This window comes from Bacillus aerolatus (genome assembly GCF_009183655.1).
In the GTDB taxonomy this organism is placed as follows: domain Bacteria; phylum Bacillota; class Bacilli; order Bacillales; family Domibacillaceae; genus Pseudobacillus; species Pseudobacillus aerolatus.
The window spans coordinates 1-15,825 of sequence record NZ_WEIO01000004.1; the positions used below are offsets into that span (position 1 = coordinate 1).

The following is a 15,825-nucleotide window of genomic DNA, read 5'->3' on the forward strand; positions in this document are numbered from 1 at the left end:
CTCACCCGTCCGCCGCTAACTTGAACTGGAGCAAGCTCCAGTCAAGTCCGCTCGACTTGCATGTATTAGGCACGCCGCCAGCGTTCGTCCTGAGCCAGGATCAAACTCTCCAAAAAGATGTTTGCATAGCTCATGTTTAAAAATAAGAATTAACTTACTGGCATGTATTTTGTTCAGTTTTCAAAGATCAATTTCCTTAAGTGCGTTTCAATACTATAGCACACTCAGTTTGCCCTGTCAAAAACTTTTTCGTTTCTGTCTTTCGGACAAGTAATAATATATCACGGGATCAAAACGATAGCAAGTGTTTTTCTGAAAAAGTTTTAAAAAGTTATTTGGATTATTCTATTCCAAAAATAACAACGTTTTCATTCTAGCACTTCCCGGCATTCTTTGAAAACATTTTTTGAATAACTTATTTTTACAAAGACAAAAGGAAGAGCCAAGACCGCTCCCCCTGAAGTATAACTGTAACTTACCTCACTATTAATGCACTCGCTGCTTTCGTTTATGAAGCATGCTTTTAATCTTTTTCGGATCCGCGACAAAAAGCAAAAGACCTGATAATACAATCGCTCCGCCTATAAATTGGGCAGCCATTACTTTTTCCTCAAGCAGCCACCAGGCAAGGATACTGGCCCCAACCGGTTCTAACAAAATCGCCATAGATATAGATGAGGTACTGATGTATTTGAGTGACCAGTTAAACAGCGTATGCCCGAGCAAATTAGAGATAATGGCCAGCATCAAAAAGTTGATCCATTCATTAACTGGATAAGGATAAAATGATTCCTGCTTAATTAAGACATAGAAAAAAAGCACAACCGTACAATTGAAATAGACGATAAACGTATATGTCATGAGAGACATTCGTTTGCGAATCGTCTGTCCGAACAACAAATAACCAGTAATGAGCGCGCAGGCAGCAAGGGCAAGTATATCACCATAAAGAGCCTGACCGCTCACTTGGAAATCTCCCCAGCCAATAATAAAGCTTCCTGCAATAGCCACTGCCCCTCCGGTTAACGCCCCCAATGTAAACCGTTCTTTAAAAATAAAGTACGTACCAGCAAAAGCAAACAGCGGCTGCAAAGTAACAAGCACGGTCGAGCTCGCCACTGAGGTGTAATTCAAGGATTCGAACCATAGAATAAAATGAAACGCTAAAAAAATACCAGCAATAAGAGAAAAGATCCAATCTCTTCTCGAAACAGCTTTCAACTCCCCCACATATTTAAAAAGAAACAGAGGTGCCATTAGTAAAACCGTAAATAGAAGGCGGTAAAAAGCGATGATACCTGCGTCGGCTGATGAAAGCTTCACGAATATGGCTGACGTGGAAACAGAAAGAACGCCAATCAGCAGCACAGCGTAAGGATTGATTTTTGGACTATCCATAGACGGTCTCCCCCAATACTTCTAGATGTGTTCATTAAAAATAAAAACCATTTACAATAATAAAGCTTGCTTTGCCATATTGCCAGCGAATGAAAGAAGGTGCAGATATGGAATGGCTATTTGATGTGGAAATTCTATTAAAATTAGGCCTTTCTTCCATACTAGGTTTAATTATTGGGTTAGAACGCGAACTGAAAAGAAAACCGGTCGGATTAAAGACGAGTCTCGTCATTTCTATCGTCAGCTGCCTGTTGACAATCGTTTCGATGGAATCTGCTTATAAATCACCAGGAAGCGGCGATATTAATATCACGATGGACCCTCTTCGTCTCGCAGCACAAATCGTTTCCGGTATCGGATTTCTCGGCGCCGGTGTCATTTTGCACCGCCGCAACGACAGCATTTCAGGCTTAACTACGGCCGCTATGATTTGGGGAGCAGCCGGAATCGGAATCGTTGTCGGAGCCGGATTTTATGCTGAAGCCATCGCCGGTGTAGCTTTATTAATTTTCAGCGTAGAAATCATCCCAATGGTTTTTTTTGTATTCGGTCCTTCCAGTCTCCAGGAGAAAAATTTACTTCTAAAAATGTCGATCAAAAATAAAGATCATATTAACGAGGTCATTAAAAATATCGAAAAAGAAGATATTTTTGTTTCCGGCCTGCGTATTAAAGATTTAAAAGAAGAGCAGGCTCATCTACTCGAACTGCAGGTCGCAGTCAATTTCAAGCGGCAAACAACAGAAGTTTATTATACGATCACTGAAATTCCATACGTCGAAAACATTGAGATAGAAAGCTTATAAGCAAGCAAATACACTTTCATCCCATATGGCATCATAATTTTTAAAAATAACAAGGATATTTTCTGTAAATCAGGGAATATATAGAAGAGGGACTTATACGGAAATAAATAATAGAAAGGGGAATTGTATGACAACAAAATGGACGCGGCTTACAGGAGGGTCGATTCTTTCAGCAGTTATTATTGCGATTATGTTTTTTGCAGGGTGAATGTTTTTACAGACGAGGAGAGAAAAAAAGAATTGTCTGTCTCATTTCTGCTGATTCAAAAGCTTTAACAATGAATAAAACAAACTTTTCATCTTTTTTCATGCACAAGTATAAAAGCATCCTTAACAAAATCCCATTCTTCACACATTTTCTATAAGTAGAGCCCCTTTCTTATAAGAAAGGGGCTCTACTTATTCATATTTAACGTACTATTCGGCAAGCCGTCAATAAATTTTACGTTTGTTTTCATTATTTCATCTTTTTCTGTTTCAAATATTCTTCATTTCTCCGAGCCTTACGAGTAATGTTGTTGTTTTTCCACCAAGCAACAACTGCTGTTATCACCGTGATTACCGTCGATACAAACAAATCAATTTCTTCGTCGCTGAATGGCAATATTGAATAACCGAATGCTGCCAAGCCCTGATTAATGAGAGCAACAAAAAGTATGACCGTCCGCACGATCGTTCCCGTTTCCATTTTCAATTGAACTCCTCCTCCATTTCCGCCAGCTGTTCTGAGGATGATTTTTTCCTGCGTATTAAGCCGCTTAATTTTTATATCTTTCTTTGCTTCTACAGTATATTCCGCTCTTTTTAACAAGTGATGGGCGGATAGGTGGAGGAGCTCCCTTTTTCTCACCCGTCTTCATGACTGTCACTGTTTTTTGTCGACAAATAGCAGGAAAGTTATAATTTTAACCAAAGGAGAAGTGAACTGCTGGGGATTGAATTAGCTAAAATTAATTTCGAAAAGCAAGAAATTTTTATCGATCAGGCGATTGTTCGCGGCAAAAATGGAAAACCTGTCATTAATGATATAAAAAGTGATGCATCTGAGCGATTGATTTCTTTGCCTGCTTCCGTTTCTTTGGAATTAAAACATTATATTCATCAGTTGCAAAAAGAAAGGTTGAAGGCTGGTGAGGATTGGGTAGAAAAAGAACGGGAGTGGCTGTTTTGCAATATTGATGGAACCCACTTTTATCCGACACCCCTCTTTACCTGGTCGCAGCGATTTGCGAAAAGAGTTGGAGTCCGATATATCCGGCTGCACGATCTTTTTGAACATAAGAAAAACCCTTGCATAGCAAGGGTTTAAGTAATGGAGCATAGCGGGCTCGAACCGCTGACCTCTACACTGCCAGTGTAGCGCTCTCCCAGCTGAGCTAATGCCCCGTTCAACGTTCTATTAATATTATATTCAATTCAATTGAAATAGCAATACCTTTACAAAAAGAAAGAATTTTCAAAAAATATAATCGAGGAGGAAACTCCAAATGCTCCAATCAGCTTATTATAAATTCATTGAAGCTCCTATTTTAGTCCGAATATTTGGGATCGCTGTCTTTTTTATCGTCTCTTTCGGAACAGCTGTCCACTTTATTGAACCGAAAACGTTTCCCACCATTTTCGAAGGAATCTGGTGGGCTGTCGTTACAGCCTCTACGGTCGGGTTCGGTGATTATGCTCCTAAAACAACAGCCGGACGACTGCTTGGAATCGGACTAATCTTTGCCGGCGCGGGTTTTTTATCTGCCTATTTCATTAATCTTGCCGCTGTTGCCGTGACCTCGCAAAATTCCCTGCGTGAAGGAAAAGCAGTTTATACGAATAAAAATCATTTAATCATCGTCGGCTGGAATGAGCGAACAAAAGAGATTATCGATCATTTGCAAGCGATGCCTTTTTCCCGCCACATTGTGCTTATCGATGATTCGTTAAGAGCCAATCCTTACTCAGAAAAAACGGTGCACTTTATTCAGGGCGCCCCTTACAGAGATGAAATATTAAAAAAAGCAAATTTAAAGGATGCAGCAATCGCTTTAATTACATCTGATCAAAATAAAAATGAAATGCATGCCGATATGAACTCAATATTATCACTGGTGGCGATGAAAGGCAGCAATCACACTCTTCATTGCATAGTCGAAATTTTAACGAACGATCAAGTCATCAATGCTGAGCGGGCAGGAGCGGACGAAGTGATCGAAACAAATAAACATGCAAGCTCCGTCATGCTGAACAGTCTTCATCAAGAAGGCGCTTCAAAATCACTTAAGCAATTACTTAACCCGTTAAATGGAGGACATTTAAAATCGATGGAACCGCTGGAAGAATGGAACAATACGACATTCGGAGAGCTCGCCGTTCTTCTTCTCCAAGAGCGCACGCTGCTGATCGGCATTCAAAGAGCGGAGGAAACGATGATCAATCCCCCGCTCTCTATTGAAATAAAGACTTCAGATAAATTGCTCGTTATTAAACATTAAGCGTTTTTTCCGCTTCTTCAAGCAGCCGCTTCCCGGATATCACATATCTTTCTTTTATTTCCGCATCCGGGTCTTCCGGCTCGGAAAATTGGTTGAACGCTCCTCCGATGTTTCCTGAAGAAGCGAAATCATCAAGTCCCCGCTCATAAACATGGGCCAGGACAAACGGCGTGCCAAACTCTACTGTCACGCCCGGCGAGTCAAGCTGGCCGTCTATGGCGGTGAAAGGAAGGCGCAAAAATTGGTACCCCTCTTCAGCGTTAATTTTATAATCGAAGAAGCCGTGGTCATAATCCCAATTGCCGCCGATTGAATAGCCAAGCGGCTTTAGTTTTTGTTCTAGTTCATATAAATTAAAGCTTTTTCCTTCTAATGCAGAAGATAGTTCAATCATAAGCTCATCCCCTCTCTTTTTCTATAGCATCTCCAACAATAAAAAAATCCCGCGTTTTTTGCCGCGGAATTTTTTTCATTTCATTCATTAAAGTGATGCTTGTAAAATATCTAGCACTCGGTTTCTATTCATTGGATAGAACCGGCCGAATTCGCCGCGCAGCATAGCTTGATCCGCTATCTCTCCAAAGCGGCTGCTGTCAATACCGTAATCAGCAAGGCGTGCCGGCGCTCCGAGGCTTGTCCAAAACTGCCGCAGAGCTCTAATACCTTCAAAGCCGGCTTCTACATCGGACTTGCCTGCGTCATCGACTCCCAATACACGGACAGCCAATTGTTTAAAACGAGCCGGATGGGCTTCCAGCGTGTATTCCATCCAGTTCGGAAACAAAATGGCCAGCCCGCCGGCATGAGGAATGTCATATACACCGGATACCGCGTGTTCAATTATGTGAGCGGTCCAGTCGCCGCGATACCCTGATTGCAGCGTGCCGTTTAAAGCAATCGTTCCCGCATACATGACCTTAGCACGGTGATCCTCATTTTCGAGATCTTTCAAAAGCAGCGGGGCCGTCTCTATTATCTTCTTCAGCGTGATTTCACTAAAGCTATCTTGCAAATCAGCCTTCTCTCCGTTGTGAAAGTACTGCTCAAGAATATGGCACATAATATCCACGATTCCAAAAACCGTTTGGTCATGGGGGACCGTAACCGAATAAGCCGGGTCACAAATTGAAAATTTAGGAAACAAATGCTGGCTGTGCCAGCTGATTTTTTCATTCGTCTCTTCGTTTGTAATGACAAGCCCTGCGTTCATTTCAGATCCGGTCGCTGCTAAAGTAAGCACCGTGCCGATCGGCAACGCCTCTTCTATTGATTCTCCCCGCAAAATAAGATCCCAAACATCGCCGTTATATTTAGCGCCGGCCGCAATGGCTTTGGCGCAATCAATGACACTCCCGCCGCCCACAGCTAAAACAAAATCGATGTTTTCTTTTCGGCAGATCTCGACTCCTTTGTGGACAGTAGAAAGCCGCGGATTTGGTTCCACCCCCGGTAATTCAAAGACACGCGCTTCCATTGCGTTCAACTTTCCCGTAACCTCATCGTGTAAACCGTTCTTTTTTATACTGCCCCCGCCATACACAACGAGTATATTCTTGCCGTAACCGGCAACCTCCGCCTCTAGTCTTTTCATGGATCCTTTTCCAAAAATCCATTTAACCGGGTTGTATTGAATAAACCGATTCATTTCTTCCCCCTCCTTGCTTTTTATTATTATGTATTCATTTGAGTTTTTCAAAAAATCAAGATCTGCCGCCCGATGTATAGAAGCGAAACAGCGGCGCATACTAATATTGTCACACTAGTGAGCCTGCGCCCCGCACTTCACTTCCTTTTATACATAAAGACAAGGCCGGTGAATATTCACCGGCCTTGTATGATGGAGGCTGTTCTTTTTGGTTTTTTATCTAATTATACCCATCCTCTGAACTTAGAAGCTTCTGCTGTTCTGCGGACACCGACCATATAAGCGGCCAGACGCATATTTACTCCGCGTGTTTGGGCTGTTTCATAAATGTTGTTAAAGGCGTTAATCAACGTTGTATGAAGTTTTTCGCCTACTTCTTCTTCTGTCCAGTAATATCCCTGGTTATTCTGTACCCACTCGAAGTAAGAAACCGTCACTCCCCCCGAGCTTGCGAGCACATCTGGAACGAGCAGAATACCACGTTCTGTCAATATTTTAGTCGCTTCCAGTGTAGTCGGGCCGTTAGCCGCTTCTACCACAATGGATGCTTTAATATTTGCCGCATTTTCTCCCGTAATTTGATTAGAAATCGCTGCCGGCACTAAAATATCACAATCCACCTCTAACAATTCTTGATTCGTGATCGTATTGTCAAACAAAGTAGTGATCGTGCCAAAGCTGTCCCGACGGTCGAGTAAATAATCGATATCAAGTCCGTTCGGATCATGCAGAGCGCCATACGCATCGGAAATTCCGATTACTTTCGCTCCAGCATCATGCAAAAATTTGGATAAGAAGCTGCCCGCATTACCAAACCCTTGAATGACGATGCGTGCGCCTTCAATATCAATGCCGCGCTTTTTCGCCGCTTCTTTAATACAAATGGTTACGCCTTCCGCTGTCGCTTTTTCCCGTCCATGTGAACCACCCAGCACGAGCGGTTTCCCCGTAATAAAGGCAGGAGAGTCAAATTCGCGGATTCGGCTGTACTCATCCATCATCCACGCCATGATTTGCGAGTTCGTATAAACGTCCGGAGCTGGAATGTCTTTCGTCGGGCCAACCATCTGACTGATGGCACGGACGTAGCCGCGGCTCAGACGTTCTACTTCTCCCATTGACATTTGGCGCGGATCGCACACGACTCCGCCTTTTCCTCCGCCGTATGGCAAGTCAACAATCCCTGCTTTGAGAGTCATCCACATTGCTAATGCTTTCACTTCTTCTTCATTCACGTCCGGATGAAAGCGCACGCCGCCTTTGGAAGGACCAGCCGCGTCGTTGTGCTGTGCTCTATACCCGGTAAATACTTTTGTAGAACCATCATCCATGCGCACAGGTATACGGACCGTCAACATGCGCAGCGGCTCTTTCAGGAGTTCATACATTTCCTCCGTGTAACCCAATTTTGTCAAAGCTTCCTTAATGACATTCTGAGTTGATGTGAATAAATTTAGATTTTCCGCCATTTTGAAATTCGCCTCTTTTATTATTTAATCATTAGTTTGTGCCAGTCGTACCCAGCACTTGTTGAATTCGTTCGATCGCCCAATCCAGCTCTTCTTTTGAGATAACGAGTGGCGGAGCAAAACGAATCACCGTGTCATGAGTTTCTTTACAAAGCAAGCTCTCTTCTTTCAGCGCTTCACAATACTTACGTGCCGGCTCACTTAGTTCCACGCCGATAAATAAACCTCTGCCTCGTACATCTTTAATAATTGGATTATTAATCTCTTTCAGCTTACCCAGAAAATAGTCTCCTAATTCTCGAGAACGCTCAGCCAGCTTTTCTTCTTCGAGCACTTCTAGAGCTGCAAGCGACACAGCACAAGCCAGTGGATTGCCGCCAAAAGTGGAACCGTGCGATCCCGGGTTAAATACACCAAGGATATCTTTATTCGCCACTACGCAAGAAATGGGGAAGACACCACCTCCAAGCGCTTTACCGAGAATATACATATCCGGCTCAAAGCCTTCCCATTCGCAGGCAAACATTTTTCCTGAACGGGCAAGCCCCGCTTGAATTTCGTCCGCTATAAACATAACATTATTTTCTTTACAAAGCTCGTAAGCCGCTTTTAAATAACCGGCCGGCGGGATGTTAATTCCAGCTTCTCCTTGAATGGGCTCAACGATAAAAGCGGCCGTATTTGGCGTGATGGCTGCTTTAAGAGAATCAAGATCACCGTATGGCACGAGTTTGATGCCCGGCAGCATCGGTCCAAAGCCGCGTTTGTATTCCGCATCAGATGACAACGATACTGCTCCCATTGTACGACCATGGAAGTTATCTTCGCAAGCAATAATTTCAGATTGGCCATCTTGAATGCCTTTTATATCGTATCCCCAGCGGCGCGCTGCCTTCATCGCTGTTTCTACCGCTTCCGCTCCAGTATTCATTGGAAGGGCCATTTCTTTGTTCGATAATTGACAAATCTTTTCGCACCAAGGGCCGAGCTGGTCGTTATGAAACGCACGGGACGTTAAAGTTGCCCGATCTGCCTGGTCTTTTAATGCCTGAATAATTTTCGGATGGCGGTGTCCCTGGTTCACAGCTGAATAGGCACTGAGCATATCCATGTACTTATTCCCCTCTGGATCTTTCACCCAAACACCTTCTGCTTCAGAAATAACAATTGGCAGCGGATGATAGTTTTGCGCTCCGTACTGTTCTGTTTGTTTAATAATTTCTTGTGAACGGATTAATTTAACCATCGTTTTCCCCCCTGTTTTCACTTTCAGAGATCTCCCAATCGGAGACCCTTACTACCTTAGTCTATGATTAAAACGTTTCAGACGTTGTTTTTGCTTGCATGTGCAGCTGCAAGTAATCCAGGCTAAAGGTTTCCCCCTGTATTAGGCGCGCCTTGGGATCGAAATCGGCAATGATCGCCGGCTGAACAAAGCAGCCCGTTTCGCTTGAAAAATCATTGAACGGTTCGTGTTTATATGGAATCAATATATTTCCCCCTTCAAAATGATTAATCATTATTTTGAAACGATGACTACGTTTGAGCGCAAATATTTTTTGCAATAAAAATCTTTTACATTTATAATGATGCAAAATTTTATTGCTTTTTTCAAGTGGTTTTTCCTAATATAAAGATATATTTGAAAAAAAGGGGGGGTTTTATGATTGCTAAAAATTTAGAATCACTGTTAACGATGTATAAAGAAGTCGTAGAAAAAGTGGATCTTGGTATCCACGTCATTGATTCCACTGGAAAAACAATTATTTATAATAAAAAAATGCGGGAAATTGAAGGAATGAATATTAATGATGTACTCGATAAAAACTTGCTTGATGTTTTCCGCTTCGGCTCTGCCGACGAAAGCACCTTGCTGCGAGCGCTGAACAACGGGGAAAGCATACAGAATGTAAAGCAAACCTACTTTAACAACAAAGGCCAGGAAATCACAACGATCAACCATACGTTTCCGATTCAAGAGAATGGCTTGATCACCGGTGCCGTTGAAATTGCTAAAGATGTAACAAAACTGGAAAAAATGATTCAGGAAAACATATACAAAAAAGGGCACGCCCCTTATACGTTTGATCAAATTCTCGGTCAAAACGAACGACTGAAAGAAGCAGTTGAAACGAGCAAGCGGGCTGCCCCTACCGCCTCTTCCGTCTTAATCATCGGTGAAGCCGGAACGGGCAAAGAGCTGTTTGCACACAGCATTCACAACGGCAGTTCCCGGTCCGCTAAAGCGTTCCTTGCTCAAAATTGCGCTGCCCTGCCAGATACCTTTATGGAAACGCTGCTGTTCGGCACGGAAGAACAAGGTGAAACAGAAGGCCGGCCAGGGTTGTTGGAACAGGCGGATGGCGGCACTGTTTTGCTTGATGAAATTGACTCATTAAGCCCTTCTCTGCAAATGAGACTGCAGCAGGTCATCCAGGAGAAAAAAGTGCGCCGCGCAGGGGGAACGAAAGACATCCCCATTGACGTCCGCGTTCTTGCCACTATCAGCGAAGATCCGATTGACGCGATTGCGGCTGGCAAGCTAAGAAAAGATTTGTATTATCGTTTAAGCGTTATTTCCATTTTTATTCCACCGCTGAGGGAAAGAAAAGAAGACATCGATGAACTCACTTCCTTTTTCACCGAAAAGTATAACCATCTATTCGGCATGAAAGTCAGCTCTATCGATAAAGAAGTAAAAAGTTATTTTCTTGAATATGACTGGCCGGGCAATATTCGTGAATTAGAGCACGTCATCGAAGGCGCCATGAACTTAATGGAACATGAGGAAACGCTCTCATTCGGCCACCTTCCTATCCAGTTTCGCTATAAATCAGGGAGCGGCGGCCGGACGAACGATTTAGAAAAAATTGAAGGATTTCTTTACCAGCCTGGCAAAACCATTTTGCCTTTGGATGATTATATTCATGAAGCAGAAACGTATTATATTAAAAAAGCGCTGCAACATCATAATTTCAACGTGACAAAGACAGCTAAAGCTCTAGGGATGAGCCGGCAAAACCTGCAATACCGCATTCGAAAATACAATATTGGAAAAAGTGATGACTCATGAATTGACGTAAAAAAGAGCTCCTGTAACGAGGAACTCCCTTTTATATTATGCGGTTTCCGTCTGTTCCGCTTCTTTTGCTTCTAGTTCTTTTACTTGTTCATCTGTTAAGTACTCCACTTTCCAGCCAAGAAACGCCATTAAAATCGCAAGCAGCGGTACGGCATAATTCATCACGGCATACGGCGCATAAGCAAACGGATGGACAGCGAGCGTGGCTAAAATAAATACACCGCACGTATTCCAGGGCACGAGTGCAGACGTGATCGTTCCGCCATCTTCAAGCGCGCGCGATAAGTTTTTTGAGTGCAGCTTTTTATCCCGGTAAGCTTTTACGTACATCCGCCCCGGTAAAAGAATCGAAACGTATTGCTCGGAAGCCGTTGCGTTCGTTAAAAAGGCAGAAGTAATCGTTGCGGTAATCAGGCTGCCAGCCGAACGGGCCACCTTTAAAATCTGGTGGACAATCGCTTTCAGCATGCCGGTCCGTTCCATTACTCCGCCAAATGTCATTGCAATAATGGCAAGTGAAACTGTGTACATCATTGAATCAATGCCGCCGCGGTTAAACAAGTCGTCCACCATTTGATTTCCCGTTTCGATTACAAAGCCATCGTGGAGAGTGTTAACCGCTTCTGCGAGCGGTGCTCCCTGGACAAAAGCATGACACGCCCAACCAAGGAAGATTCCAGCTGCAAGTGCCGGAACAGCTGTTACTTTTTTGACGACTAAGACGACGACCGCCACCGGAACGAGCAGGAGCCACGGAGAAATAACAAAGCTGTCTTGCAATACTTCCATTACACCATTGATTTTTTCTGCATCGACTGCTGAACTGGAAAATTTCCGGCCAAGAAAAAAGTAAACGATAAGAGCTAGCCCCATCCCGGGAATCGTTGTGTAAAACATGTGCTTAATATGATCGAATAATTCTGTTCCCGTAATACCGGCAGCTAGGTTGGTCGTATCAGACAGCGGCGACATTTTATCACCGAAATATGAACCCGAAATGATCGCGCCCGCGACCATCGGCGCCGGTATGCCCATACTTATGCCAATGCCCATTCCCGCTACGCCAATCGTCCCCATCGTCGACCACGAACTGCCGATAGCTAGTGAAACGATCGCACAAATAACACTGATCGACACTAAAAATAAAGAGGGAGTAATAATCTTTAAACCGTAATAGATCATCGTTGCTACAATGCCGCCGCCAATCCAGGCACCGATTGTCAGCCCGACCATAATAATGATTAGAATAGCAGGCAAAGCGAGGCGGATCCCATTGTACGCTCCTTCTTCAATTACTTCCCATTTATAACCGAGTTTCCAGGCAATAAAAGCCGCTGCAGCCGCACCAACGAGAAGAGGAACGTGAGGACTTCCTTCAAATTTAATGATTGTGACTGCCATAATTCCGACCATCACGATCATAGGAATAATAGCCAAAGTGAATGGAATTTGAATATCTTGTTGTTTTTCTTTCACTTTTTCTCCCCCTTTTTCAAAATCAGCCGCGTTACAGTTCTCTCATTTTCAACTTTAAAATTAATCCGAATTTTCAAACTTCATTATACACAGATTTGTCCATTTGCACATCTTTATTTTTGTAGAAAGGAACAAATGCGTAAGCGCCTCGAGGGGCTAGGCGCTGAAGCTGGACAGGATGAAAAGCGAAGCCGACTGCCCTGGGGCAACAAGCATATGACAAGCTGGCGAAGCGGCGCTTTTAGCCGCACAGCCAGATTGGCATATGATCTCGAGCCCCAAGGAGGAAGAGCTAGACACAGACCCGCCTCATTAGCAAAGTGATCCCCCGTGCGATTATTTTATAGTTTCCTAAGCAGTAAAAAAGCATGAACGCTTTATGCGCTCATGCTTTTTTACTGCTTTATTTGTTTTCTCCAGATTGGTCGATCCATTCTTGCAACTTGTCTTTTAATGTGTTAAATCCTTCGCTGTTTTCATCGATTTTCAGGCGGCGGGCCGGCTGTGCGGCAGCTGGCTTCGCTTCTTCCGTTGCCCGGATCGACAGGCTGATTTTCCCCTCGTCTTTGTTAATAGACATGACCTTCACTTTTACTTCTTCGCCCACTTGAAGGTGCTCATGAATATCCTTTACAAATCCGTGAGTTATCTCTGAAATATGGACAAGCCCCTGTGTGCCGTTATCCAATGCGACAAACGCGCCATAAGGCTGAATTCCTGTTACTTTGCCTGTGATAATCTGCCCTTGTTCAATTTGATTTCCCATCCAAACACTCCTAAATATTAATTTCATTATCTACGCATCACAAAATTATAACACATTTACTTATGAATTTCTAAACATCTCACTTTTCTCTACATAGTGCGTGTTCAAAAAAGAGGACAAAAAGTTTAAGGAAGCCCAGTTTCAAACGCTGGAGTGTATGGTAAAATCCATTGCGCCAGCCGCTATTATTTTAGTGATTCTACAATCTTTTGGATTATTTTAATGAAATAGGAATAAACTCTGGATAAACGGGGAACTACTAAATTAAGCAACATTCCCTATTCTCCCCCTGACTAGAGAAGGCAGCCGAAATGGCTGCCTTCTTTTTTATGAAGTTGTTTAACATACCTGGAGAATTTGAATACGCACTTTAAGCTTCTTTTTTTCGCTGGGCCCGTTCCGCGGCAATAATGATGTCTTCAAGCGGCGACAGCCGGCCGAGTTCATCTTTATGAACAATATGTTTCCGCTCAAACTTCGTTGGTGAGTCAATGCCAGCAGCAGCAGCTAAATTGTACAATCCTTCTCGAAGCGAAACAACATAATTACATACGCGGTAATGTTTTTCTTCAACAATTAAGCCGTCCTGCAGCTTTTCATCGGTTGTCGCTACTCCGACCGGACACGTATTTGTATGACACACCTGCGCCATAATGCAGCCGACACTGATCATAAACCCGCGGGCAATATTGACGAGATCGGCTCCCATCGCAAGAGCGACCGCTATTTTATCAGGCGTAATTAGCTTTCCAGAGGCAATTAATTTCACTCTGTCGCGAATTTCATACCTTCTCAGCATTTCATCCAAGACCGGCAAACCGGACATAATTGGCAGACCGACTGTATCGGCGAGCTCTTGAAACGTCGCACCCGTTCCACCTTCTCCGCCATCTACTGTAATAAAATCAGGGCCCTTCCCGCTTTCTTTCATGTAGGAAACCATATTTTCCAGCGCGTCCAGGTCACCGACGACAATTTTAATACCAACCGGCTTGCCGCCGACAGATTGTAATTGTTCAATAAAATTAAACATCGATGGGACGTCATCAAATTCGTAAAACCGGTTTGGACTGTTAATTGTTTTCCCCCGTTCCACAAGGCGAATTGCGGCAATTTTTTCCGTTACCTTTTCCCCTTCCACGTGGCCGCCCCGTGTTTTTGCTCCTTGAGCCAGCTTTAATTCAAAGGCTTTCACTTTTTCCATTTCACTTTTTCTTTTAAATTCTTCCCATGAAAACTCTCCGCTCGGCTTACGTACGCCAAATAAGTCGGGACCAATCTGCATAATCATATCGGGACCACCTTCGAGATGATACTCCGACAAACCGCCTTCTCCGGTATTCATCCATGTTCCCCCGGCAAGCCCTAAGCCTTTGGACATCGCCGTAATCGCTCTTTCACCGAGCGCCCCGTAACTCATACCAGACTGGCCAATTAATCCTTTTACTTTAAAAGGGTGGCGGCACCTTTCCCCGCCGATGATGACCGCATCTTCATCCCGTAAATAATACGGATCAATCAGCCTCTCCTCCCCGTGCTCTTTACGAGTAAATAAATTATCTGAATCCACCTTGTATACTCTCGTTTTAATTTTTTCTGTATTATCGACTTTCATTTCATCGCGCTGTTTCGGGAATAATGTATTGCGGATATAAAAGCCTTCTTCATTAAAATCACGCTTAGAGCCGAAGCCGATCAGCCGTTCATTGTACTTGCCCGCTTTTACGATATCCTGGTACTCTTTTCTCGAAAAAGGCTTCGCTTCATTATCGTTATCGAATAAATACTGCCGGAGTTCCGGTCCTATATGTTCGGTCAAATAGCGGACTTTTCCGATCACTGGAAAGTTGCGCAAAATCGCATGCTGCTTCTGCCTGTCGTCTTTAACGTATAAATATAAAAAGAAACAAACGGGCACAACAATTGCCAGCACGATAAAAACAATAAGAGCAGTAATTACAGACGTTAAACTCATGGAAATCCCCCTTTGTATCTATTTGCGAAAGACAAGATTGATATTTACTTGAGAGCTTGCAGCGCCTCGCGAATTGGCGTATCTCCCCCGGATACATCAAATGTTTTATTGAAAGCCATTTCATTCTCAAGTACAGCCACCAAGACAGAAGCAACATCCTGCCGGGGAATGGTCCCGCCATTTTCCGCAAGAGAGGCAGCAACAGCTACCGTTCCTCTGCCAGGTTCATCTGTCATTTCGGCCGGCCGGATAATAGTGTACGCGAGTTCTTCTTGTCTGAGCAGCTCATCCGGCATATGCTTAGCACCGATCGTTTCAGCGCTTCCTCCTGAGCTTTCATCCGCCCGAATCGCACTCATCATCACAAAGCGCCTGACCCCGTTTTGCTTCGCATCTTTGACGGCGTCAATGACAGCACGCTGATCGACTAAAACGGTCTTGTCCGATCCTGTATTCGGACTAGAGTCAGAAATAAAGATGGCAGCAGCGCAACCCGAATAAGCAGCGGAAAAATCGCCCCGCCCATTGGCATTCACTTCTGTCGCTCCGAGTTTTTTCATATCCGGTACTTTGTTTTCTTCATTGATGACAGCGACGGATTGATAGCCATTTTCCGCCAAACATTTAATGACGAATTCACCGACCTGGCTGTTTGCCCCGATAACAATTACTTTCACCTGTATCCCTCCTTTTACAATTATCATTTCTTTTCCACTCCTTGCTTTTTT

At 43.7% G+C, this 15,825-nt stretch carries 14 protein-coding genes, 1 tRNA gene and 1 rRNA gene; 3 read left to right on the forward strand and 13 right to left on the reverse strand.

Annotated features, from left to right (window positions below):
- Both F9802_RS07835 and F9802_RS07840 read right to left on the reverse strand, forming a co-directional pair.
- Nucleotides 1-116 (reverse strand): 16S ribosomal RNA (locus F9802_RS07835); the annotation flags it as partial.
- Between the two features lie 370 nt (nucleotides 117-486).
- Entirely contained in the window at nucleotides 487-1,398 is a 912-nt protein-coding gene (locus F9802_RS07840; RefSeq protein ID WP_152150689.1) for a DMT family transporter, read from the reverse strand.
- Nucleotides 1,399-1,505: 107 nt separating this feature from the next.
- Here F9802_RS07840 and F9802_RS07845 point away from each other — a divergent pair, with 107 nt between their 5' ends.
- Nucleotides 1,506-2,204, forward strand: a complete 699-nt coding sequence (locus tag F9802_RS07845; protein WP_152150691.1) for an MgtC/SapB family protein — start codon at nucleotides 1,506-1,508, stop codon at nucleotides 2,202-2,204.
- Between the two features lie 457 nt (nucleotides 2,205-2,661).
- Here F9802_RS07845 and F9802_RS07850 read toward each other — a convergent pair whose 3' ends face one another.
- On the reverse strand, nucleotides 2,662-2,892 hold the full coding sequence (locus tag F9802_RS07850; RefSeq protein WP_152151322.1) for a phage holin: 231 nt from the start codon (nucleotides 2,890-2,892) through the stop codon (nucleotides 2,662-2,664).
- A gap of 625 nt (nucleotides 2,893-3,517) precedes the next feature.
- Nucleotides 3,518-3,590, reverse strand: a tRNA-Ala gene (locus F9802_RS07860).
- 101 nt (nucleotides 3,591-3,691) lie between these two features.
- Here F9802_RS07860 and F9802_RS07865 point away from each other — a divergent pair.
- The gene (locus F9802_RS07865; RefSeq protein WP_152150692.1) at nucleotides 3,692-4,684 is read left to right on the forward strand and encodes a potassium channel family protein; all 993 of its coding nucleotides are present in this window, start codon (nucleotides 3,692-3,694) and stop codon (nucleotides 4,682-4,684) included.
- Here the strand turns inward: F9802_RS07865 and F9802_RS07870 are convergent.
- The 5 genes from F9802_RS07870 to F9802_RS19580 all read right to left on the reverse strand — a co-directional run bounded on the left by F9802_RS07870 (nucleotide 4,674) and on the right by F9802_RS19580 (nucleotide 9,288).
- Nucleotides 4,674-5,078: a YugN-like family protein gene (locus F9802_RS07870; protein WP_152150694.1), complete on the reverse strand. Its 405-nt coding sequence runs from the start codon at nucleotides 5,076-5,078 to the stop codon at nucleotides 4,674-4,676. The two genes, F9802_RS07865 and F9802_RS07870, sit on opposite strands and share 11 nt — an antisense overlap.
- A gap of 87 nt (nucleotides 5,079-5,165) precedes the next feature.
- A complete protein-coding gene (locus tag F9802_RS07875; protein ID WP_152150696.1) occupies nucleotides 5,166-6,329 on the reverse strand; it encodes an iron-containing alcohol dehydrogenase in 1,164 nt (387 codons plus the stop codon).
- Nucleotides 6,330-6,553: 224 nt separating this feature from the next.
- On the reverse strand, nucleotides 6,554-7,798 hold the full coding sequence (locus F9802_RS07880; protein ID WP_152150698.1) for a Glu/Leu/Phe/Val family dehydrogenase: 1,245 nt from the start codon (nucleotides 7,796-7,798) through the stop codon (nucleotides 6,554-6,556).
- Nucleotides 7,799-7,829: 31 nt separating this feature from the next.
- Nucleotides 7,830-9,044, reverse strand: a complete 1,215-nt coding sequence (locus F9802_RS07885) for an ornithine--oxo-acid transaminase (RefSeq protein WP_152150700.1) — start codon at nucleotides 9,042-9,044, stop codon at nucleotides 7,830-7,832.
- A gap of 67 nt (nucleotides 9,045-9,111) precedes the next feature.
- A complete protein-coding gene (locus tag F9802_RS19580; protein ID WP_191991805.1) occupies nucleotides 9,112-9,288 on the reverse strand; it encodes a hypothetical protein in 177 nt (58 codons plus the stop codon).
- A gap of 173 nt (nucleotides 9,289-9,461) precedes the next feature.
- On the opposite strand from F9802_RS19580, the gene F9802_RS07890 reads away from it, so the two are divergent.
- A complete protein-coding gene (locus tag F9802_RS07890; protein WP_152150702.1) occupies nucleotides 9,462-10,871 on the forward strand; it encodes a sigma-54 interaction domain-containing protein in 1,410 nt (469 codons plus the stop codon).
- A 45-nt stretch (nucleotides 10,872-10,916) separates the two neighbouring features.
- Here the strand turns inward: F9802_RS07890 and nhaC are convergent, their stop codons facing one another.
- The 4 genes from nhaC to F9802_RS07910 all read right to left on the reverse strand — a co-directional run bounded on the left by nhaC (nucleotide 10,917) and on the right by F9802_RS07910 (nucleotide 15,774).
- On the reverse strand, nucleotides 10,917-12,356 hold the full coding sequence (nhaC, locus tag F9802_RS07895; RefSeq protein WP_263862292.1) for a Na+/H+ antiporter NhaC: 1,440 nt from the start codon (nucleotides 12,354-12,356) through the stop codon (nucleotides 10,917-10,919).
- A gap of 403 nt (nucleotides 12,357-12,759) precedes the next feature.
- Complete coding sequence (yugI, locus tag F9802_RS07900) at nucleotides 12,760-13,122, reverse strand: S1 domain-containing post-transcriptional regulator GSP13 (protein WP_152150704.1); 363 nt, start codon at nucleotides 13,120-13,122, stop codon at nucleotides 12,760-12,762.
- 370 nt (nucleotides 13,123-13,492) lie between these two features.
- Nucleotides 13,493-15,097 (reverse strand): FMN-binding glutamate synthase family protein, encoded by a 1,605-nt coding sequence (locus F9802_RS07905; protein ID WP_152150706.1) that lies wholly within the window; start codon nucleotides 15,095-15,097, stop codon nucleotides 13,493-13,495.
- A gap of 44 nt (nucleotides 15,098-15,141) precedes the next feature.
- The gene (locus F9802_RS07910; protein WP_191991806.1) at nucleotides 15,142-15,774 is read right to left on the reverse strand and encodes an NAD(P)H-binding protein; all 633 of its coding nucleotides are present in this window, start codon (nucleotides 15,772-15,774) and stop codon (nucleotides 15,142-15,144) included.
- Between the last annotated feature and the right edge of the window lie 51 nt (nucleotides 15,775-15,825).